Raw genomic sequence first — 19159 nt, forward strand, 5'->3', positions numbered from 1 at the left:
CGTTCAGGCCTGAGCGCGGCGGTTGATGCCGCCCCCGCCGTCGACCGATAGCACCTGCCCGGTCGTAAACGATGCTGTGCCGCCTGCAAGAAAGAGCACCGCTTCGGACAGCTCGCCCGGCTGGATCATGCGGCCCAGCGGAATGGCAGCCGCAATGCTCTCCCGATGCGCCTGCGGCAGCGCGGCACTGTGCTCGCCCTGGGCCAGGCCCGGCCGGACCGCGTTGACGCGGATGCCAAGCGGCGCGAGGCGCACCGCAAGAATGCGCGTCATCTGCTCCAGTGCCGCCTTGGACGGCCCATAGATCGCCCCATTGCTTCTGGCCACCTCGGCAGACGCAGAACTGACGTTGACCACGGTCCCCCGTATGCCCGCGGCGATCCAGCGCCGCGCCAGCGCCTGCGTCAAGCGCAGCGGGCCCAGCACGTTCACATCGAGGATGGCTCGGCACATGTCGGGCGGCGCATCCAGAATGTCCGCGAAGGGAAAGATCGCCGCATTGTTCACCAGCACACTCGGCACCTGTTCATCATCCCAGCCCGCGACAAGGCGTTCGATCGCCTCGCCATCGGTGACGTCGAGTTCGACGCTGCGACCGCCCGTTGGCGTTTCAGCCGCGGCGGCGCGGTCCGCGCCCGTCACCGTCCCGCCCGCCTGCAAAAAAGCGTGCACCAGTTCACGGCCAAAATGTCCATTGCTGCCCGTCACCAGAACGTGCTGGCCCGAAAAATCGTGAGTGCTCATGGCGCGGCCGCCATCAGGGCGTCCAGGTTGGCATTGCCAAAATCACGCTCGCCCGCCTCCATCTCCCGGATCATCGCAATCAGGCGAGAGATTGTTGGTGTTTCGATGCCGGCCGCCTGCCCATGGACCACGATGTCGGTGATCTGGGGATCCACTTCAGTCGGGCGCTTGCGCACAGCCAGGTCGCGCCAGACGCCGCTGCGAGGCTTGCCAACCCAGCGGCGGCAATGATCCGTGATCTGCTGCATCTGCGCCCACGCGTCTTCCTCGCTGGCCAACGGCGTGAAAGCGCCAGGCGCGAAGCCGTCGAATGGCGCCGGTTCCACGCCGCTCGCGCGGGCGACGGCCACGACTTCGCCGCACAGTGCGCGCCACAGCGGCAAATAATGGCGGTTGCCCAATTGCTCGACGATGGTGTCGTTCGACATCGCGGTCGTGAACAGCAGCGAGCCGATCGCCACCTTGCTCCACTTGTAGCCCATCAACCGGTCAGTCCAGCTCGACTGCGGGTCAACGTGGCGCAGCAGCGATTCGACCTCACGCGTGCGGGCCGAATCCGCGCCGTCGATTTCTCCCACGCGCAGGCTGCCCAGACCGCCGAACTGGATGCGTCCGGGCCCCACGTAATCGGAAGCGAAATTCACCAGCGCGCCCAGCGTGCGGCCGGCGCCCACCACGTCCGCGACGGTGGCTTCCGTCAGCCCATTCTGCAACGCCAGCACCCAACCGTCGGCCCGCAGCCGCGGCGCGATCATTTCCATGGCCTGCCGCGTGTGCTGGCCCTTGACCGAAAGCATGATCCGGGAAAAGGACCCTTCGACTTCCGACGCCAGGCAGGCCTTCATCCGCGAAAACGCGCGTTCGCCCTGCGGTCCGACGATCTCAAGCCCGTGCGCACGCACGGCCTCGATATGCGCCGGCACCACGTCCACCAGCAGCACATCCTGACCGGCGTCCGCCAGCTTTGCCGCCACCACGCCGCCAATGGCGCCGCCGCCCCACACCACAATCGGATCCTGACTCACTGCGCTCTCACTCCTGAATACTTGCGCGTCCAACGAACGGCTTCAGGGAGAAATTCTGAAAGCAGCAGACATATAATTCAATTTCGAAATTTGATCGAATACTTGCGTCAAACGCATGTATCAAGATTGGGGACCCCCGCATGAATTACCGCGCCTATGAAGCGTTGCACGCATTTGTCGAAGGGGGTAGCGTCGCGCAGGCCGCGCTGCGGCTGCACCGCACGCAGCCCCAAGTGAGCCGCCTGCTCGCCCAGCTGGAGGAAGAAGCCGGATTCGAGATCCTGCGCAAGACCGGCCGCCGTCTGGAACTTACCGACGATGGCCACGAGTTCTACAAGCGCGTTTACGGACTGCTTCGGGCGCAGGACGCGGTTTCCGATTACGCGGAGGACATGCGGCAGGGCCGACGCGACCGGGTGCGGGTCCTGGCGGCCAACCACATCATCGACGGTCTCGCCATCGAAGCGCTGGGGCGTTGCCGGCTCAACACGCCGGACTTCACGGCCGCGCTCAATGCGCGCATGCCCGCCGAACTGCAATGGTGGCTCGCGCAGCAGCAATTCGACCTGGCGCTTGTCCAATTGCCGCTGGAACACCCCGCCATCGAAACCGAACTGCTGTGCCAGAGCGAGATCGTCGCGGTCATGCACCCGGGACACCACTACGCCAGCCGCAAGCAGATCGGCCCTGAAGACCTGCAGACCGAGCCCTACATCAGCCTGGGCCGGCGCAGCATACTCGAGCAGCGGTGCCTTGCCGCCTTCGAGGCCACCAACGCCGCTGCGCACAGCGAACTTGAGGTGTCTTTCAGCACGATGGCCATCCAGCTTGCGGCCATGAATTGCGGCATCGCGCTAGCCGACCCGATGGCTACACTAGCGCAACGGCACCTGGACATAGCGGTCCGCAAGTTCCGTCCCACCGTCAAGCTGCACTATGGGCTGGTCTTCCCAAAAGGCAAACGCCGCAGCCCCGCCACCGAGCAGCTCGTCGCAGCGCTGCGCGACGTGGCAACTGAGAAGGTTGCGGACCTGCAAAGACTACTCGACGAAACATGAACCCACGGCCCCCGCATACCGCGCGGCATGGCGCCATGGCGCGCCCACAAGGATGGACAAGATGTTGAAACTTGCGCAAACCGGCAGACTGGAACAGCAGCTCGCATTCCTGCGCGAGATCGACCGGCTCAAGACGGTCGTGCGCCAGTCACCGTTGCTGGACAAGAGCCGCAAGGAAAACTCCGCCGAGCACTCCTGGCACCTCGCCATGTACGCGCTTGTTTTAAGCGAATACGCCAGCGGCGCCGTCGACACGACACGCGTCATGCAGATGCTGCTGTTGCACGACATTGTCGAAATCGACGTCGGGGATGTCCCCATCCACGGCACAACCGGCCACGACATTCAGGCCGCCAAGGAATCCGAAGCCGCGGCGCGGCTGTTCGGCCTGCTGCCCGCGCCGCAAGGCGATGCCTTCCTGGCGCTCTGGCACGAGTTCGAACGGGCCGAAACCGACGACGCCAGATTTGCCAAGGCGCTGGACCGCTTTCAGCCCTTGCTGATCAACGTCTTCACGGAAGGCGGGACGTGGACCGAAAGCGGCGTGTCGTTGGAACAAGTCTTCGCGCGGTACGGCCCGGCCATCCAGCGCGGCGCGCCGCAGCTGTGGTCGGTGTGCGAGGCATGGGTGACGCGGCATTTTTCAGCGCATTAGTTCGGTTTCAAGTCAATGTCTCGAACGACTTGCCCCAGCCGCGTGTAGTCGGCCCGCGCCCGTTCCAGCGCCTGCGCCGGCGTGTTGCCGACGATCACCCACCCCAGTTCCTTGAGCTTGCGCTGGACATCGGGTTCTTCAAGCGTGGTCGCCAACGCCTTTTGCACCGTGTCGATGGCAGCTTGCGGCGTGCCTTTGGGCGCCGCAAGTCCGAACCATCCCGCGGGCACCAAACCCGTAATGCCCAATTCCTTGGCCGTGGGCACCTTGGGGTAGCCCTCGAACCGGTAGTCGCTGGTCACGAACAGCGCGGTCGTCTTGCCCGACGTGACATACGGAATCTGCGAGGCGGCGTTGTCCATCATCGAGTCCACATGTCCGCCCAGAATGTCGTTGACTGCCGGCGCCGCGCCTTTGTAGCCGATGATGCTGAGGTTGACGGCAGCCAGCCGCGCGAACGCCGCCTGCGTCAGATGGGCCTGGGTGCCCAGTCCTGCATTGGCCGAGGTCAGGCCGCCCGGCTTCTGCGCGCTGAGCGTCTTGAAAGAGGCATAGTCCTGCGCCGGAAAGTCCTTGCCGACGACAAACACGAACGGCACTTCCACCGCGATGGAGATCTGCGCCAAGTCCTCGACCGGGTTGTAGCGTAGCTTGTAGATGTGAGGATTGACCGCGATGGTGCCGCTGGCGCTGAGCAGCAGCGTGTAGCCGTCGGGTGCGGCCCGCACGACATGCTCGGTCGCGATGGAGCCGCCGGCGCCCGGCTTGCTGTCCACGATGACTGGCTGACCCAGTTTCTTGGACATGGCATCGGCCAACAGGCGCGTCAAGGTATCCGATGCCGAACCCGGCGCATACGGATAGACGATCGTAATGGGCTTGGCCGGATAGGCATCCGCCGCTTGGGCAGACGCCATTCCCAGCGACAACAGCAATGCAGCAATCGTGACGCTTGAGCGTTTCATGGTTTTCCCCCTTGTTTATCGGGCTGTGTGAATAATCTTTTGTATGACGGGAATGGCAAGCGCCGCGTACCAGCCAAGCTCGGAAAACATCGCTTCCCGGTACCATCCGGCCTGATGCAGCAAGTTCAATGAGGCGATGGTCTGGCCGTCCCAACGCACGGGCACGTTGACCGCGCTTTCGCAATCCAGGGCAAAGATGCGCTCATGGTCGGGAAACGCCGCCTTGCAGGCACTGCGATCCGCGCAAATCCGGGGCCGACCCAGCTCCACGACCTGGGCATAGAAGTCGCTGTCCGTGCGGATGGGCTTGGCGCCGTCGGTCGGGTAGGCATCGGGCTCACTCGAATAGAACCGGCGGCTCAGTCCTGCCTGCCGGTCAAGGACCAACACGGTGAACAGCCGGTAGCCAATGCGCGCAGACAGCGCCGCCGCCAGGGCGTCCAGGCCGCTTTCCGGCTGCGAGTCCTGCATCAAGGCCGTGGCCACGCTATCCAGCGCCAGCGCCTGCGAAGTCAAATCACTTGAACGCATCACCGCATGAATCCCGTTGAATCGTGGACAGGCATTTTGGGGCGTTCCCCCCATATCCCGCCAATGAATAAAGCTGAGATATCCATTACCATTTCCGCATGGATACCGCCCCCACCGACCTTTCCTGGACCCGCCGGCTCAAGCTGCGCCATCTGCAGGTCCTCGCCGCACTGGAAAGCGCCGGCACCGTCACCGCGGCCGCCAAGGCCATGCACATGACCCAGCCGGCGCTATCGCATTGGTTGAGCGACATGGAAGACCTGGTCGGCACGCCGCTTTTCCTGCGCGGCCGCACCCTGGAATTGACCGAGGCCGGACGCGCGCTGTGGCGCTACGCCTGCCGCGTGCTCGGTGACACGGCCCGCACCGGAGAGGAAATCGAAGCGGTCAAGGGCGGCGTGGCGGGCCACCTGCATATCGGAACGATTCTTTCCGCGGCTCCTGTCCTGCTGCCGCGCGCCATCGCGGCGCTGCATCAGCGCGCGCCCAACGTGCAGTTCGAGCTGGTCGAAGGCCTGCTGGAACCTTTGATGGAGCGCGTCGAACGCCGTGAAATCGACCTCATCATCGGCCCCCTGGACGTGCGCGCCAGCCGATCCGGGCTGTGCACCGAATGGCTGATGACCGACTCGTTCAGCGTCGTCGCCCGGCGCGGCCATCCACTTGCCGAACTGGCGGCGCCCCGATGGGAAGACACCGGCGGCTATCCCTGGGTCCTGCCGCCTCCTGGCACGCTGTCGCGCGTGCGGCTGGATCAGGCGGTTGCCGATGCCGGCATGGCGCCGCCCAAGCCTGCGGTGGAAACCAGTTCGCTGGTGGCGTTGTTGTCGATGCTCCAGGATCGCGACTATATCGCCACGCTGGCTAGTTCGGTCGCGCACATGTATGAACAGCTCAACCTCATCCGCATACTGCGCATGCCATCGCGCCTGGAGTTCGGGCCCATCGGAATGCTGTGGGCAGCGGACTCGCCCAGCATCGTCCTGCCCGCCTTGCGGGAGACGCTGCGTGACGAGGCCCGCAGCCTCCTCGATATTGCCGGAGCAGCCCCCGCCGCTACTTGACCGTCGCGTATTCCAGGGTCTTGGGCGTATTGGTCAGCACACGCGGCGTGTCGCCCACGACCACCGTGTCGTCCAGCCGGAAGCCGCCGATACCGTAGGCGTAGATGCCCGGCTCGGCCGAATACACCTCATTGGGCAACAACGGCCGCTGGCAGAACGCCATGTCTTCGGGGTATTCGTGATGGATGATGCCCACCGCGTGTCCGGTCCGATGCCGGATGAAATCAGCGAACCCGGCTTTCTCGATCTCGGCCTGCGCCGCCGCGTCGATCATGCAAACAGGATTGCCCGTGCGTGCGGCAGCAATGGCGGCTTCGTTCGCCGCCTTTGCCGCCGACCACAACCGGACCTGCTCGGCCGATGGCGTGCCGCAGAACCAGGTGCGCTCGTTTTCGATGGTCAAGCCATTGAGCCGGGGAATTACGATGTTGACCAGCACATCCCCTTCCTTGATGCGCGCGCCGCATGACGCGCCGTCGCCGTGCGGTGAGGCAGAGGCCGGGCCGCTCAGGGTCCAGCACCGGATCACCTCGAAATGCTCTCCGGGAAAGCGCTTGGCGGCTTCCTGCACAAACAGAGAAGCCATCGCGAAGTCCAGCTCCTGCACCAGGCGGCCCGGCTGGATGTTCTCGCGGTAGCGGTCTTGAATCCAGTCCGAAATGGACGCCGCGGCCGCCATGACCGCCAGTTCCTCTTCGTGCTTCTGCCAGCGCAGCGACCGGCACTCCGGCGTCGCCGGCCGCAACACGATCTCGGGCAGGATGCGTGCCACCTGCGCCAGCACCGGGCTGCCGCCTTCGACCGCAATCCGCGAGCGCGCCAGTCCCGCCCCCTTCAGCCTTGCGGCCACCAGCTCCGGGAGCTGGCCGATCAGCGGCAGCCGGTTCGTCACACGCGGGTGCTCGGCGTAGTAGCTGATGTCGGTGATCCACACCTTGCCCTGCTCCTGCGAAAACCGCATATGGTGCGTGGACAGCTCGTTCATGACGAGGAAGGGATCGCCGCTGCGCGGCACCACCGCAAAGATCGGACGCTCCCAGGGCAGCACGTCCGTGTGGAAGTTGGTCGCAAACTGGAAAAAGTCGGCCGACGTGAAGACGATGGCGTCGACGGCCAGTTCGTCCATCAGCGTGTTCATCTTGTCCAGCCGGTAGCGCCAGACAGCATTGGTGAGTTTGGGCATGGTGATTCCTTGTGGGTCGGGGTCAGTCGTTGCCGAGGCCAAGCTGGCGGATCAACGGTCCCCAGGTGGCGCTATCGCGCTGCGTCCATTGCGCAACCGTTTCCGGCGCGGAAGGCAGCGGTTCCAGCTGCAATTCCTGCAGACGCGCCTTGACGGCGGGATCGTCGAAAAAGCGGCGGGTTTCGGCGTTGAGCCGATCAATGGCGTGGGCAGGCGTGCCCTTGGGCGCGATCAGCGCATACCAGCCGGGCAGCGGAAAGTCGGCCAGGCCAAGTTCACCCAGCGTCGGCACATCCGGCACGCTCGCCGCACGCGTGGCGCCCACGACGGCCAGCGGGACAACCTTGCCGGCCTTGGCCTGCACCGCGCCGGTGTTCAGGACGTCAGCCATCAGCTGCGTCTGGTTCGCCATGACGCTGGTCAGGCCGGCGGCCGCGCCGTTGTACGGCACGTGCGTGAGCGCCATGCCCATGCGCTTGGCAAGCATCTCCACGACCAGATGCGTGGAGTTGCCCTTGCCCGCCGATGCAAAGTTCAACGCGCCGGGATTTGCCTTGGCCTGCTGCACCAGTTCGTCCAGCGAGCGGATGCCCGTCTGCGTGCCCGCGACCAGCAGGAACGGCGTGTTGACCAGCAGGCTGATGCCATCGAAATCCCGCGCGGGCTGGTATGGCAGGTCCTTGTACATATGCGGGTTGAAGGCCAGATAGGAGATCCCGCTGACCAGCACCGTGTAGCCGTCCGCCGGCTGCTTGGCGACGTAACTCGACGCCAGGATGCCATTGGCGCCGGGACGGTTCTCCACGACCACGGGCGTCTGCAATTGGCGCGACAGGTAATCGGCCCACAAGCGCCCGATAACATCAGTCCCGCCCCCCGCCGCTTGCGGCACCACCAGCTTGATCGGCCGCGCCGGATAATCCGCTGCCACTGCCGCCGTGCTTGCCAACAACGCGCACGCAACCCCTGCCACCCGGCAGGCGCGCGCCAGAAAACTTACCTGCATGTTTGTATTTCCCCTTGATCCAACGAATACGCCGTCGAGTGACGGCATGGCGTAAAGCCAGTCGGATTATGGGGAGATCGGGCATTAGCGCCCAATGAATAAACCTGAGGGTTCCATAAGCGTTATTGCATGATGGGTTCAGGCGGAAAGCATCCGTCAGATTGCGCGGGCGCTTTCCGCATGGAGTCCGACCGTGCTGCCGGGGCGCCTGGCTAAGGCCTGCCCGCCGCTGTGATCACGATCTCCACGCGCCGGTTTTTGGCCCGGCCTTCCGGAGTCGAGTTGCTGGCCACCGGCCGCGCCTCGCCGAACCCTTCCGCGGACACCGTATTCGGCGATACGCCCTTGGCGATCAGATAACGCGCCACATTGTCTGCCCGCGCCGAAGACAGTTCGAGATTGGAGGGAAACTGCCGCTTCAATGCCGGCCCGATGGGCTCGTTGTCGGTGAAGCCTTCTACGACGACCTGCTTGCCCTGCAGATTGGAAAGCGTGGGCACAATCTTGGCCAGCGTATGTTCGCCCTTGGGACTGAGACTCCACCCACCTTCGGGAAACAGAATCTCGTTCACCATGGTGACCTTCAGTTCGTTCTGCAGCTGCGTAATCTGCACTTGGTCGCCGCTCAGTTCGGCCGAGAGCTGTTTATTGAGCGCGGAATATTCCGCCGCCAGCTGCGCCTCTTTGTCGTAGGTCTGCTTGGTCACGCAACCCGAAACCGCCAATACTACGCACAGCGCCAGGATGGTTTTGTGTAGTCTCATTGCGATTCTCCGTCAGGTTTGTAAGCCAAATAAAAAGAGGCCTCGCCTCCCGTTGGCTTAGGTAATATCCGAAGGCACATCACTCCGATTTCTGCCAGGCAGGAAGCGCGCTAGCAGATTCTCGCAACTACACGCGAAGAATAAGCACAAGTGAATGACGCCACCACTCATATGACGCCAACGCCGGGGCCGCCCGACAGGGTTCCCGGCGTACCCGTTCCTGCGGTGGAATCAGGCGCTGGCGCGCAGGCCGAGTATCTGGCCACCGTCATCTCGCACATCCGCATCCAGATGCAGGCTGGCGCCGTCTCCATCGACAGCACGGCCAAGGCGATGGGCACTAGCGTGCGTACCCTGCAACGCGTACTGCGCCGCGACGGCGGCGTCAGCTTTCGTGAGCTGTCCAATGTCGCGCGCCTGCGTCGTGCTGAAGACCTCCTACGGGGCAGCGGGGTTTCCATCACGCAGATCGCCATGGATTCTGGTTATTCCACACCGGCTAATTTTTCCCGGGCATTCAGGAAAGCGAGCGGCGTCGCGCCGCACACGTACCGGCAGGAGGCGCTGGCGGCGCGCACGCTTACGTGAAATCCTTTGCGTCGTGCCGTTCCCGCAGGAACTCGCCCGGCGCCCCCGAGGTGCGGTTGACGATCCTGCCCCGCTTCACGGCGGGCCGCTCCGCGATTGCCCGGTACCACCGCAGCAGATGCCGGTATTCCTCGACAGCCAGGAATTCGTGCGCGTTGTACACCCCGTAGAGGCTGCCCGGATACCACGGCCAGACGGCCATGTCCGCGATGGTGTACGCGTCGCCCGCCAGGAATTCATGCGTGGCCAGGTGCGTATCCAGCACGTGCAGCTGACGCTTGGTCTCCATCGCGTAGCGGTCGATTGCGTATTCGATCTTGATGGGCGCATAAGCGTAGAAGTGCCCCAATCCTCCCCCGACGAACGGGGCCGATCCCATCTGCCACATCAACCAGTTGAAGGTTTCTGTCCGCGCGCGTCCGGCGGCCGGCAGGAACGCGCCGAAACGCTCCGCCAGATAGACCAGGATGGACCCGCTTTCAAACACGCGCGTGGCGGGATTGGTGGACCGATCCACCAACGCGGGAATCTTGGCGTTGGGATTCACGCCGACGAAGCCGCTGCCGAACTGATCGCCCTTGAAGATGTCGATCAGCCAGGCGTCGTACTCGGCGCCCGCATGGCCGGCCGCCAGCAATTCTTCGAGCAGAATCGTAACCTTCTGGCCGTTGGGCGTGCCTTGTGAATAGAGCTGAAGCGGATGCTTTCCCACCGGCAGCTCCCGCTCGAATCGAGCGCCGGACTCGGCGCGGTTGATGCTGGCAAACGTGCCGCCGTGGTCCGCTTTCTGTCGCCACACAGCAGGCGGTGCGTAGCCTGCGGGCTGGTTCTCCAAGCGCGTATCAGTCATTGCATTCTCCTTGCGTGCCGGCCGGAACCGGCGGATTGAAGTGGGTTCTCGCGGCAGCATGCAGCGGCCTGCCTCGGCCGATGGCTCTGGCGAGCAGATAGAAAAGCGGCGTCAGGAACAGACCGAACAGCGTCACGCCCAACATGCCGAAGAACACCGAGATGCCCATCGCATGGCGCATCTCGGCGCCCGCCCCCGATGACAGGACAAGCGGGACGACGCCCATGATGAAGGCCAGCGACGTCATCAGGATGGGCCGCAGCCGCAGGCGCGCCGCCTCGATGACCGCCGCCAAAGACGACCTGCCCTCAAATTCAAGCTCACGCGCGAATTCGACGATCAGGATGGCGTTTTTGGTGGCAAGGCCGACGAGCACGATCAGGCCGATCTGCGTGAACAGGTTGTTGTCGCCGCCCAGCATCCACACACCCAGCAGCGCAGAAAAGATGCTCATCGGGATGATGAGAATGATCGCCAGCGGCAACGTCAGGCTTTCGTACTGCGCGGCCAACACCAGAAACACCAGCAGCACGCAAAGCGGCAGAATCCACACCGCCGTATTGCCCGCGATGATCTGTTGATACGTCAGGTCCGTCCATTCGTACGCCATGCCCGGCGGCAAGGTTTCCGCGGCGATGCGTTCGATGGCCGCCATCGCCTGGTCTGACGAATAGCCGGGCGCGGGGCTGCCGCTCAGGTCGGCCGCCGGGAAGCCGTTGTACCGCACGACCTGATCCGGGCCGTAGGTCTGGCTGACCGTCAGCACCGACGCCAGCGGCACCATCTGGCCGTGCTCGTTGCGCACGTGCAACTGGCCGATGTCTTCGGGTTGCGCGCGATAGGCGCTATCGGCCTGCATCCGCACCTGATAGACGCGCCCCAGAAAATTGAAATCGTTGACGTAGTACGACCCCAGGAACGACTGCATGGCGCCGAAGATTGCCGGCGTGTCCAATCCCATCTGCCGCGCCCTGTCCCGATCGATGTCTGCCTTGATCTGCGGCACATTGACGGTATAGGTCGAGAACAGCGGCCCCAGTTCCGGCGCCTGCGCCGCCTTGCGAATGAAGGCCTGCGTGGCCTCGTACAAGGCGTCGTACCCCAGGTCGGCGCGGTCCTCGATCTGCAGCTTGAACCCGCCGACGGTCCCCAGACCATAGACGGGCGGCGCGGGAAACACCGCCGTGAACGCCTGTCCGATGCTCGCGTACTCGCGGTTAAGGTCAGCCGCCACCTTGTCCGCGGAGATGCCCTGGCGGTCCTTGAAGGGTTTGAGCAGGACGAAGGTCAAGGCGGTGCTTGAGCTCTTGGTGACGCCGTTGATGGACAGGCCGCTATAGGTCACGGTTTCCTGCACGCCGGGATGCTTGAGCGCGGCGGTGTTCATCGCCGTCATCACGGCTTCGGTGCGGTCCAGCGTGGCGCCTTCCGGCAACTGCGCCAGGCTGACGACATACTCCTTGTCCTGAGCGGGCACGAAGCCGCCTGGCACATGGCCAGTCAGCCACCACGTTGCGGCGAGCAACCCGCCGTAGACGGCAAGCAGCGCGCCCCGGCGCTTGAGCAGATGGCCCAGGCTTGAACCGTATCCCTGCGACGCCCGGTCGAAACCGCGGTTGAATCGCGCGAAGAAACCGCCGAATACCTTGTGCATGACGCGCGTGACGGCATCAAGAGCCGTCCCGTGCGGCTTGAGCAGCAGCGCGCCGAGCGCGGGCGACAGCGTCAACGAATTCACCGCCGAGATCAGCGTCGAGATGGCGATCGTGACCGCGAACTGCTTGTAGAACTGTCCCGTCAATCCGCCAAGAAACGCCAGCGGCAGAAAGACCGCGGACAGCGTCAGCGCGATCGCAATGATGGGACCGCTGACTTCACGCATCGCCAGATAGGTCGCTTCGCGCGGACTCAGCCCCCGCGCGATGTTGCGCTCGACGTTTTCGACGACAACGATGGCGTCATCCACGACGATGCCGATGGCCAGCACCAGCCCGAATAGCGACAGCGTGTTGATGGAGTATCCCGTCAGATACAGAAAGCTGAACGTCCCGACGATGGAGACGGGCACGGCGAGCAACGGAATGATGGACGCGCGCCAGGTCTGCAGAAACAGGAATACGACAAGAACGACCAGCGCAACCGCTTCCAGCAGCGTAGTCACGACCGCGTCGATACCCGCCTGCACAGCGCGGCTGGGCTCGTACACCACGCGATAGACGAGATCCTGCGGAAACTTGCGGGACAGTTCCTGCATCACCTGATGCACTTCGCGCGAGATCTCCAGCGAGTTCGCGCCGGGCGCTTCCTGCACGGCCAGGGCAACCGCGGGTTTGTTGTTCAGTGTGGCCCGGATGCCGTAGTCCTCTGCACCCAACTCCACTCGCGCCACGTCGCCCAGGCGCGTCAGCGCGCCCCGCGCGTCGGCCTTGATGACGATGCGCCGGAATTCCTCGGGCGACTTCAGGCGGCCGTCGGCATTGACGTTCAACTGGAATGCGGTGTCCGCGGGCGCAGGTGCGCTTCCGATCGTGCCCACTGCGGCCTGCAGGTTCTGGCGCCGGATCGCCTGCGCCACATCGCTGGCATCCAGGCCTCGTTCGGCCAGCGCGGCCGGATTCAGCCAGACCCGCATGGCGTACCCGCCCGGCCCCCACAACGCCACATCGCCCACGCCGGAGATGCGGGCCAGGCGGTCCTTCACGTGCAGGATGGCGTAATTGCTCAGGTAGTTGCCATCATGCGTGCCATCCGGCGACACCATGTGGACCGTGATGCTGATGATGGGTGAACTTTTGATTGCCGTCACGCCCAACCGCTGCACGTCCTCGGGCAGCCTGGGCTGCGCCTGCGCCACGCGGTTCTGCACGAATTGCTGCGCGATGTTCGGGTCGGTGCCCAGCTTGAACGTCACCGTCACGTAAAGGTGCCCGTCGCCACTGGCCGTCGATTCCATGTAGAGCATGTCCTCGACGCCATTGATGGCCTGCTCCAACGGCGCGGCCACCGTCTCGGCGATGGTCTTGGCATTGGCGCCCGGGTACTGTGCATGCACGACGACCGAAGGCGGAATGACCTGCGGATACTCGGACACGGGCATGTTGAATGCCGACACAATGCCGGCGATCAGAATCAGCGCCGACAGCACGCTCGCGAATATCGGGCGGTCGATGAAAAATCGGGAAAGGTTCACAGCAGGTCTCAGGAAATCGATACGCCGAAGTCTGAGCGCCGCCGGGCGGAACATCCAGATCAAATCCTGGCTAACATTTTTGCTCTGAATGGAATAATCTTTTGGAGGGCTGCACCCAACAGAGCGTTGAAACCGCTGCGCCGCCGTCTTCAATATTCCTCATTTCGCAATAAATTCATCACCAGGAATTCTGCCGATGGACCGTCTTCAAGCGATGCAGATCTTTGCCCGCGTCGTGGAAATGCACAGCTTCAGCCGGGCCGCGGACAGCTTGTCGCTACCCCCCTCCCGCGTCACCCGCGCAGTCAAGGAGCTCGAGGCGTTTCTCGGTGTTCGCCTGCTGCAACGCACCACCCGCCATCTCAGCCTGACGGCCGATGGCACCGCGTATTACGACCAGTGCCGAAAGCTGCTGGCCGATCTTGAGGCCATGGAGTCCGGCTTCCCCGGCAGCGCGGGCCAACCGCGTGGCCGCCTGCGTGTCGACATGACGCTATCCCTGGCTCGCCTGGTGGTGCTGCCCGCGATCAAGGATTTTCAGGCGCGGTTTCCCGACGTCGAACTGACGCTGACGTCATCGGACCGCACCGTGGAACTGGTGCAGGAAGGCATCGACTGCGTGATCCGGGCCGGCACGCCCGAAGATTCGCCGTCCCTGGTGGCCCGGCGCATCGGCGCCTTCGAATGGGTCACCTGCGCCTCGCCCGAGTATCTGGCGCGGCACGGCACGCCCAAGACGCTGGAAGATCTGGCGGACCATCAGGCCATCGGCTACCTGTCGAGCCGCACGGCGCGCACGCTCGAATGGCATTACCTCGTCAATGGCGAAACCCGCACCGTGCGGATGCGCGAACGCCTGATCGTGAACGACACCGACGCGTACGTGACCTGCGGCCTTGAGGGGCTGGGACTGATCCGGCCGGGCAGCTACATGGCGCTCGAGCACCTGAGCACGGGGCGCCTGCAACCGGTCCTGACGGATTACGCGGCCCCTGCGGTCCCGCTGTCCGTCATCTATCCCAAGAACCGCCATCTTTCACCGACGGTGCGTGCGTTTGCCGATTGGGTCAGCGAGCTCATGCCGCCCGCCGAGGCCCGCTGGCGACAGGGGTCCCGGCGTTGATGCGACGTCGTTCTGCCAGCGGGCAAAGACCAGTCAGAAGCCAATATCCGAAACTCTTATATCTGAAAAGACCATAAACCTATAGTTCTTTAGAACCCGTTGACATAAAGAGGGGCATTGCCGATGATGCGGAAGGCCGCAAGCGCTGGGCCGCCATAAGCACAACACCGCGCTCGCCCTGCGGGACGCGGCAACCAGAGAGGCAAGCCATGGAGACAACCCCACGCAACCCCGCACGGCGCCGCCTGTTGGCCGGCAGCGCCAGCGCCTTGGCCGCGGCCGGTCTGGGCGCCAGCGGAATCGCGCGCGCCAGCGATGCGCCCGCCAAACCCGCCGCCGCGGCACCCGCAGCCAAGCCCGCCGCCGCATCCACCGCCAAGCCCCTGCCGCCCTATGCGGCCTGGAAGGACGCCGACAGCCTCATCGTGCACAGCGCCAACACCATCGAGACGCGCCGCAGCGCGTTTGGCGACGGCATCATCACGCCGTCGCGCCAACTCTACGTGCGCAACAACCTGCCGCCGCCGGACGCGGCCATCCTGAACGACCGCGACGGCTGGAAGGTCGAGATCCAGGGCGTCAAGCAACCGCGCACGCTGACCGTGGGCGACCTGAAGACACTGGGCGTGGAATCGATCGCCACGGTGCTGCAGTGCTCAGGCAACGGCCGCGGCTTCTTTCCCCACAAGCCCAGCGGCACGCCGTGGGAAGTGGGCGCGGCAGGCTGCGTGATGTGGACGGGGGTGCCGGTGCGCACGCTCGTGGAATACCTGGGCGGCCTTGATGGCACGCCCGCGTTCATGACCGGCACCGGCGGCGAGGTGCTGCCCGAAGGCCTGGATCCGAAATCGTTGCTGGTGGAACGCTCGGTGCCGCGCGAGGCAATGCAGGACGCCATGCTGGCGTGGGAGATGAACGGCGAGCCGTTGTCGCTGGCCCACGGCGGCCCGTTGCGGCTGATCGTGCCGGGCTATACCGGCGTGAACAACGTCAAGTACATCAAGCGGCTGGCGTTCACCGCCGAGCAAAGCCCCGCAAAGATCCAGCAGACCGGCTATCGCCTGACGCCGATGGACGCCAAGCCCAGTCCCGATCAGCCCTCGGTCTGGGCGATGGAACCCAAGTCGTGGATCAACGCGCCGGGCGCGAACGGTCAGGCCGTCAAGGCCGGACGCGTGGTGGTGCGCGGCGTGGCGTTTGGGGGCATGCACGCGGTCAAACGCGTGGATGTGTCCATCGATGGGGGCAAGACCTGGAAGCAGGCCGCGCTGATCGGACCGGATCTCGGCAAATACGCGTGGCGCCAGTTCGCGCTGCCGGTGGAACTGACAGCGGGCCAGCACATGCTGGTCAGCCGCGTCGAAGACACGCAGGGCAACGTGCAGGTGGAGAATCGCTTCGAGAACGCGCCGGGCTACATCAACAGCAGTTGGCGCGACCACGGTCTGGCCATCAATGTGTCTTGAGGATGGCGGAATCGATGCAAAACCGTGAAGCAAAGCTGCATGTTGCATCCCGCCGCCCCATCGGGTGGCGGGTCCGCACCGCGTTGGCCGCGGGCGCCTGCGTGCTTGCAGGCGCTTCGGCGTGGGCGGCGGAACCGCCCAATGCCGAGGCGGGCCGCGCCCTGTTCCTGAAGTCGACGACCCCGGCCTGTGCCGTCTGTCACACGCTGGCCGATGCCGGCGCGGCAGGGACCATCGGGCCCAACCTCGATGAACTGAAGCCGGACGCCAACCGCGTCACGCAGGCAGTGCGCAACGGAATCGGCGTCATGCCGGCGTTTGATGCCTTGAGCGATGCTGACGTGCAGGCATTGGCGCAGTACGTGTCGGGCGCGACCGGGGCGCAGTAGCCGGCCCGCAAACTACCGCAGGTAAACCACCGGGCAGCCTGGCGCTGCCCGGCGCCGGTGCGTGTGTCAGATCACCTGCCCCACATCGATACGATTGCCGTCCGGGTCCTCGAACACGAACGCCCGCAGGCCGTAATCCTTGTCCTGCAGGCTTTTCACGATCCTCAACCCATATTGCTGGCACACGTCAAACAGCGCATCGACGTTATCGACCATCATGTGAGCCACGTTAAATTTGGCGGCTTGATGACCAGGCTGCAAGGTCAGATGCAGCTCGCCCTGATCGCGCTTCAAGATCATGAAACCGACAGGACTGCCGTTCTCGAAGATTTTGGTAAAGCCCAGGACGCCGGTGTAGAAATCGTGGGCGCGGCGCATGTCCTTGACCGGCAGCATGGCTGCAATCCGGCCGAAGCGGACACCGGGATTGACGTTTTTGGTCATGTTGGAGACTCAGGTTGCGAAGCCGCACTCACCTCCAGACGGTGCTGGTCAACATTCACGCGCTTCATGGTTTGGAACAGCAGGACGGTGCCCACGACGCGAAATCTATCCGCATCCCGCGTCCTGCGCAACCGCGGCGCCCGCGCAGCATGGGACGCCGCCGCTGCCATGGTAGGCTCTTTGCCTGCCAGACTCTGCCAGCCAGACTTTGCCTACCAGACCTCGCCGGCCACACCTCGCCGGCCGCACCTCGCCGGCCGCACCAAGCCGGACAGACAGGCTGGCCGGCCTCCTCCGACAAAGCGATCCTCATGATGCTGCGACCGTTCCCTCTGCTGCTTGCCGCGCTGGCGTTATCGCCCGCCCTCCATGCTGAACCCGCTGTGAAAGGGTCCGCCTGGACGCCAGATGGCCCTACCGCGTGCCGCGTTTCGGGCTGGACGACCAATGCCAAGCCCGCGATCCCGGTGCACGCGTCGCCCTCCGCCAGCGCCAATCAGGTCGGCACGCTGCCCACCACGCGCGGCGACAGTCCCGATCCGGAGGTCGACCTCTACAGCGTCACGTTTGACATTACCGAGGCGCGTGACGGCTGGCTGAAGATCAAGAATGCCAGCGACGCCATGAGCGGCAGCGACCGCAGTCCGCCGCGGCCCGTCTATCAAGGCGAAGGCTGGATCGCTGCCGGGGACGCGCAAGTCGGCATTCAGTCAGCGCGGGGCTATGCCCGCCCGGACGCGGGCAGCGAACGTTTGCTGGACCTGGGCAGCGACTGGTTGACCGAACGTGCCACCTTGCGCGGCATCGTGGCGTGCGATGGTGAATGGCTGCTGCTGGACTACGAGATGCGACACAGCGCCACATGGGAACTGCTGGCCGAGAAGGACCGCACGCGGGGACGCGCGTGGTTTCGCGGCGTGTGTTCGTCGTCCGAGACGACCTGCGATATGCGATCGGTCGACCAGTAACGGGTGCTACCGCCGCTCCAGCGGCCACACCTCCACAACGCCGTGCGCCACCGCACACGGCGTGCGGGACACCTTCTCGATGGCCTCGGCCAAATCAGCCGCCTCGATGACGGCAAAGCCCGCGAGCGGCAGCGGCGCGTTCAGGTATGGCCCCTGCACCGTTTCGACGCCCGCCGCGTCCGGATTGCGCACTTGCACCGGCGTCCCCGCCACGCCCATCAGCACGCCCGCGTTCTGCAGGGCGGCATCGTGCGCATGGGCGGCATCGCGAATGGCTTTGTCCGTGCGGTCATAGCCCTGCTGATCGCCATAACCGATCGTGATGAACATGGGCATGGTCTTCTCCTGTGACGTGTACGGCGCGTTGCGCCCGTCTCGAAGGTTTTAACACTGCGCCAATGCATCCGTGTCCGGCTCCCGGCACTGTCGCAAGCGCTGTGCGGCCCGTTCGGCATCAACCGCCCCCCGGTCTGATTCAGCCTTGACACGCTACCGACCAACTAGTAGATTGGCCCATCGCTTAGCCCAGCCAGACGCCCATGCTCCCTTCCCCAATCGCCCCAACAGGCGCGGTCAGAACCGACGATGCCGGGGACGCGTATCGCACCGAACGCGCGGGCGCTCAACTGCGCGCAGATCGCGTCGCACGCACGCCGCCGACGCCGTTCCAGCGCGTTTACGCTACACGCGCGGCGGCCCTGCCGGTCAGTGCCGCGCAACGCCCCCGGGCTCCCGCGGATCACACCCTGGCGCCGTCTGCGGACCTGCTGCATGACGATTACACGGCGCACTGCCTGAAGCTTGCCGTCCAGGCGTTTCACGCGCAGCTGGCAAGGCTGGACGCGCGCACGGCAGCGGCAAATCAAGCCGTGAAAGACGAACAGACCCGGCTTGAAGCGCGTGCCGAGGCGGAGCACGATCTGGGCACGATCGACGCATTGCTGCTGCTTCAGTCGTATCGGAATGCCGCCGGGATCCCAGCTGTACTTGCCCCCGCGCTGCCGGCCGTGACGGGCGCGCCGCCGCTGACAGTCGCGCCGGTTGCCGCGGCCGCCAAGACACGAAGCGCGGCGGAACACGCCGGCGTCGCCGACTACACGCCCCGCAAACCGCGCAAGCCCATCCCTAACGACCTGTCCCAATAGC

General features: G+C 64.7%; 20 protein-coding genes. 9 read left to right on the plus strand and 11 right to left on the minus strand.

The features are described 5' to 3' along the window. Window positions 1–3: 3 nt before the first annotated feature. Together CLM73_RS15075 and CLM73_RS15080 are read right to left on the minus strand one after the other, a co-directional pair. The gene (locus CLM73_RS15075; protein ID WP_105239112.1) at window positions 4–744 is read right to left on the minus strand and encodes an SDR family NAD(P)-dependent oxidoreductase; all 741 of its coding nucleotides are present in this window, start codon (window positions 742–744) and stop codon (window positions 4–6) included. Continuing rightward, window positions 741–1769: a ketopantoate reductase family protein gene (locus CLM73_RS15080; RefSeq protein WP_158685870.1), complete on the minus strand. Its 1029-nt coding sequence runs from the start codon at window positions 1767–1769 to the stop codon at window positions 741–743. The genes CLM73_RS15075 and CLM73_RS15080 overlap by 4 nt, the downstream gene beginning before the upstream one ends. A gap of 140 nt (window positions 1770–1909) precedes the next feature. Between CLM73_RS15080 and CLM73_RS15085 the strand changes: the two genes are divergently transcribed. Both CLM73_RS15085 and CLM73_RS15090 read left to right on the plus strand, forming a co-directional pair. Then, window positions 1910–2827, plus strand: a complete 918-nt coding sequence (locus CLM73_RS15085; RefSeq protein ID WP_105239114.1) for a LysR family transcriptional regulator — start codon at window positions 1910–1912, stop codon at window positions 2825–2827. Window positions 2828–2888: 61 nt separating this feature from the next. Next, window positions 2889–3482, plus strand: a complete 594-nt coding sequence (locus CLM73_RS15090) for an HD domain-containing protein (protein WP_105241545.1) — start codon at window positions 2889–2891, stop codon at window positions 3480–3482. On the opposite strand, the gene CLM73_RS15095 is transcribed toward CLM73_RS15090, so the two are convergent. Then, window positions 3479–4447 (minus strand): Bug family tripartite tricarboxylate transporter substrate binding protein, encoded by a 969-nt coding sequence (locus CLM73_RS15095; protein ID WP_056561590.1) that lies wholly within the window; start codon window positions 4445–4447, stop codon window positions 3479–3481. The two genes, CLM73_RS15090 and CLM73_RS15095, sit on opposite strands and share 4 nt — an antisense overlap. Before the next feature lie 15 nt (window positions 4448–4462). Continuing rightward, the gene (locus CLM73_RS15100; protein WP_234015638.1) at window positions 4463–5032 is read right to left on the minus strand and encodes a GAF domain-containing protein; all 570 of its coding nucleotides are present in this window, start codon (window positions 5030–5032) and stop codon (window positions 4463–4465) included. A gap of 44 nt (window positions 5033–5076) precedes the next feature. On the opposite strand from CLM73_RS15100, the gene CLM73_RS15105 reads away from it, so the two are divergent. Continuing rightward, the gene (locus tag CLM73_RS15105) at window positions 5077–6042 is read left to right on the plus strand and encodes a LysR substrate-binding domain-containing protein (protein ID WP_105239115.1); all 966 of its coding nucleotides are present in this window, start codon (window positions 5077–5079) and stop codon (window positions 6040–6042) included. Here CLM73_RS15105 and CLM73_RS15110 read toward each other — a convergent pair. The 3 genes from CLM73_RS15110 to CLM73_RS15120 form a co-directional block, all read right to left on the minus strand. Beyond that, complete coding sequence (locus CLM73_RS15110) at window positions 6035–7225, minus strand: M24 family metallopeptidase (protein ID WP_105239116.1); 1191 nt, start codon at window positions 7223–7225, stop codon at window positions 6035–6037. The two genes, CLM73_RS15105 and CLM73_RS15110, sit on opposite strands and share 8 nt — an antisense overlap. Before the next feature lie 22 nt (window positions 7226–7247). Continuing rightward, window positions 7248–8231 (minus strand): Bug family tripartite tricarboxylate transporter substrate binding protein, encoded by a 984-nt coding sequence (locus tag CLM73_RS15115; RefSeq protein WP_105239117.1) that lies wholly within the window; start codon window positions 8229–8231, stop codon window positions 7248–7250. Between the two features lie 212 nt (window positions 8232–8443). Beyond that, the gene (locus CLM73_RS15120) at window positions 8444–8995 is read right to left on the minus strand and encodes an OmpA/MotB family protein (RefSeq protein WP_105239118.1); all 552 of its coding nucleotides are present in this window, start codon (window positions 8993–8995) and stop codon (window positions 8444–8446) included. Between the two features lie 150 nt (window positions 8996–9145). On the opposite strand from CLM73_RS15120, the gene CLM73_RS15125 reads away from it, so the two are divergent. Beyond that, window positions 9146–9583, plus strand: coding sequence for a helix-turn-helix transcriptional regulator (locus tag CLM73_RS15125; RefSeq protein ID WP_158685871.1), 438 nt, complete (start codon window positions 9146–9148; stop codon window positions 9581–9583). Here CLM73_RS15125 and yghU read toward each other — a convergent pair. Continuing rightward, entirely contained in the window at window positions 9576–10433 is an 858-nt protein-coding gene (yghU, locus tag CLM73_RS15130; protein ID WP_105239120.1) for a glutathione-dependent disulfide-bond oxidoreductase, read from the minus strand. The two genes, CLM73_RS15125 and yghU, sit on opposite strands and share 8 nt — an antisense overlap. After that, window positions 10426–13623, minus strand: a complete 3198-nt coding sequence (locus CLM73_RS15135) for an efflux RND transporter permease subunit (RefSeq protein WP_105239121.1) — start codon at window positions 13621–13623, stop codon at window positions 10426–10428. Before CLM73_RS15135 ends, yghU begins: the two co-directional genes overlap by 8 nt. A gap of 196 nt (window positions 13624–13819) precedes the next feature. On the opposite strand from CLM73_RS15135, the gene CLM73_RS15140 reads away from it, so the two are divergent. The 3 genes from CLM73_RS15140 to CLM73_RS15150 all read left to right on the plus strand — a co-directional run bounded on the left by CLM73_RS15140 (window position 13820) and on the right by CLM73_RS15150 (window position 16601). Continuing rightward, entirely contained in the window at window positions 13820–14746 is a 927-nt protein-coding gene (locus CLM73_RS15140; protein WP_105239122.1) for a LysR family transcriptional regulator, read from the plus strand. A 209-nt stretch (window positions 14747–14955) separates the two neighbouring features. Then, complete coding sequence (locus tag CLM73_RS15145) at window positions 14956–16212, plus strand: sulfite oxidase (protein ID WP_105239123.1); 1257 nt, start codon at window positions 14956–14958, stop codon at window positions 16210–16212. 14 nt (window positions 16213–16226) lie between these two features. After that, window positions 16227–16601 (plus strand): c-type cytochrome, encoded by a 375-nt coding sequence (locus CLM73_RS15150; protein ID WP_234015639.1) that lies wholly within the window; start codon window positions 16227–16229, stop codon window positions 16599–16601. A gap of 66 nt (window positions 16602–16667) precedes the next feature. On the opposite strand, the gene CLM73_RS15155 is transcribed toward CLM73_RS15150, so the two are convergent. Next, window positions 16668–17045 carry a VOC family protein gene (locus tag CLM73_RS15155; protein WP_105239125.1) on the minus strand — a complete coding sequence of 126 codons (378 nt, stop codon included), beginning with the start codon at window positions 17043–17045 and terminating at the stop codon, window positions 16668–16670. 311 nt (window positions 17046–17356) lie between these two features. Between CLM73_RS15155 and CLM73_RS15160 the strand changes: the two genes are divergently transcribed. Beyond that, window positions 17357–18013, plus strand: a complete 657-nt coding sequence (locus CLM73_RS15160) for a hypothetical protein (protein ID WP_105239126.1) — start codon at window positions 17357–17359, stop codon at window positions 18011–18013. A 6-nt stretch (window positions 18014–18019) separates the two neighbouring features. On the opposite strand, the gene CLM73_RS15165 is transcribed toward CLM73_RS15160, so the two are convergent. Next, window positions 18020–18349 carry a YciI family protein gene (locus CLM73_RS15165; protein ID WP_105239127.1) on the minus strand — a complete coding sequence of 110 codons (330 nt, stop codon included), beginning with the start codon at window positions 18347–18349 and terminating at the stop codon, window positions 18020–18022. 203 nt (window positions 18350–18552) lie between these two features. On the opposite strand from CLM73_RS15165, the gene CLM73_RS15170 reads away from it, so the two are divergent. Further along, window positions 18553–19158, plus strand: coding sequence for a hypothetical protein (locus CLM73_RS15170; protein WP_105239128.1), 606 nt, complete (start codon window positions 18553–18555; stop codon window positions 19156–19158). Window position 19159 lies beyond the last annotated feature (1 nt).

This window comes from Achromobacter spanius (assembly GCF_002966795.1).
GTDB lineage: Bacteria > Pseudomonadota > Gammaproteobacteria > Burkholderiales > Burkholderiaceae_B > Achromobacter > Achromobacter spanius_D.

Bases quoted from the DNA above. Each gene is read 5' to 3' on its own strand.
- CLM73_RS15085 (WP_105239114.1), top strand. From the start codon at position 1,910: ATGAATTACCGCGCCTATGAAGCGTTGCACGCATTTGTCGAAGGGGGT.
- CLM73_RS15110 (WP_105239116.1), bottom strand. From the start codon at position 7,225: ATGCCCAAACTCACCAATGCTGTCTGGCGCTACCGGCTGGACAAGATG.
- CLM73_RS15150 (WP_234015639.1), top strand. From the start codon at position 16,227: ATGCAAAACCGTGAAGCAAAGCTGCATGTTGCATCCCGCCGCCCCATC.
- CLM73_RS15075 (WP_105239112.1), bottom strand. From the start codon at position 744: ATGAGCACTCACGATTTTTCGGGCCAGCACGTTCTGGTGACGGGCAGC.
- CLM73_RS15170 (WP_105239128.1), top strand. From the start codon at position 18,553: ATGCTCCCTTCCCCAATCGCCCCAACAGGCGCGGTCAGAACCGACGAT.
- CLM73_RS15090 (WP_105241545.1), top strand. From the start codon at position 2,889: ATGTTGAAACTTGCGCAAACCGGCAGACTGGAACAGCAGCTCGCATTC.
- yghU (WP_105239120.1), bottom strand. From the start codon at position 10,433: ATGACTGATACGCGCTTGGAGAACCAGCCCGCAGGCTACGCACCGCCT.
- CLM73_RS15160 (WP_105239126.1), top strand. From the start codon at position 17,357: ATGATGCTGCGACCGTTCCCTCTGCTGCTTGCCGCGCTGGCGTTATCG.
- CLM73_RS15165 (WP_105239127.1), bottom strand. From the start codon at position 18,349: ATGCCCATGTTCATCACGATCGGTTATGGCGATCAGCAGGGCTATGAC.
- CLM73_RS15140 (WP_105239122.1), top strand. From the start codon at position 13,820: ATGGACCGTCTTCAAGCGATGCAGATCTTTGCCCGCGTCGTGGAAATG.
- CLM73_RS15100 (WP_234015638.1), bottom strand. From the start codon at position 5,032: ATGGGGGGAACGCCCCAAAATGCCTGTCCACGATTCAACGGGATTCAT.
- CLM73_RS15105 (WP_105239115.1), top strand. From the start codon at position 5,077: ATGGATACCGCCCCCACCGACCTTTCCTGGACCCGCCGGCTCAAGCTG.
- CLM73_RS15120 (WP_105239118.1), bottom strand. From the start codon at position 8,995: ATGAGACTACACAAAACCATCCTGGCGCTGTGCGTAGTATTGGCGGTT.
- CLM73_RS15095 (WP_056561590.1), bottom strand. From the start codon at position 4,447: ATGAAACGCTCAAGCGTCACGATTGCTGCATTGCTGTTGTCGCTGGGA.
- CLM73_RS15115 (WP_105239117.1), bottom strand. From the start codon at position 8,231: ATGCAGGTAAGTTTTCTGGCGCGCGCCTGCCGGGTGGCAGGGGTTGCG.
- CLM73_RS15155 (WP_105239125.1), bottom strand. From the start codon at position 17,045: ATGACCAAAAACGTCAATCCCGGTGTCCGCTTCGGCCGGATTGCAGCC.
- CLM73_RS15145 (WP_105239123.1), top strand. From the start codon at position 14,956: ATGGAGACAACCCCACGCAACCCCGCACGGCGCCGCCTGTTGGCCGGC.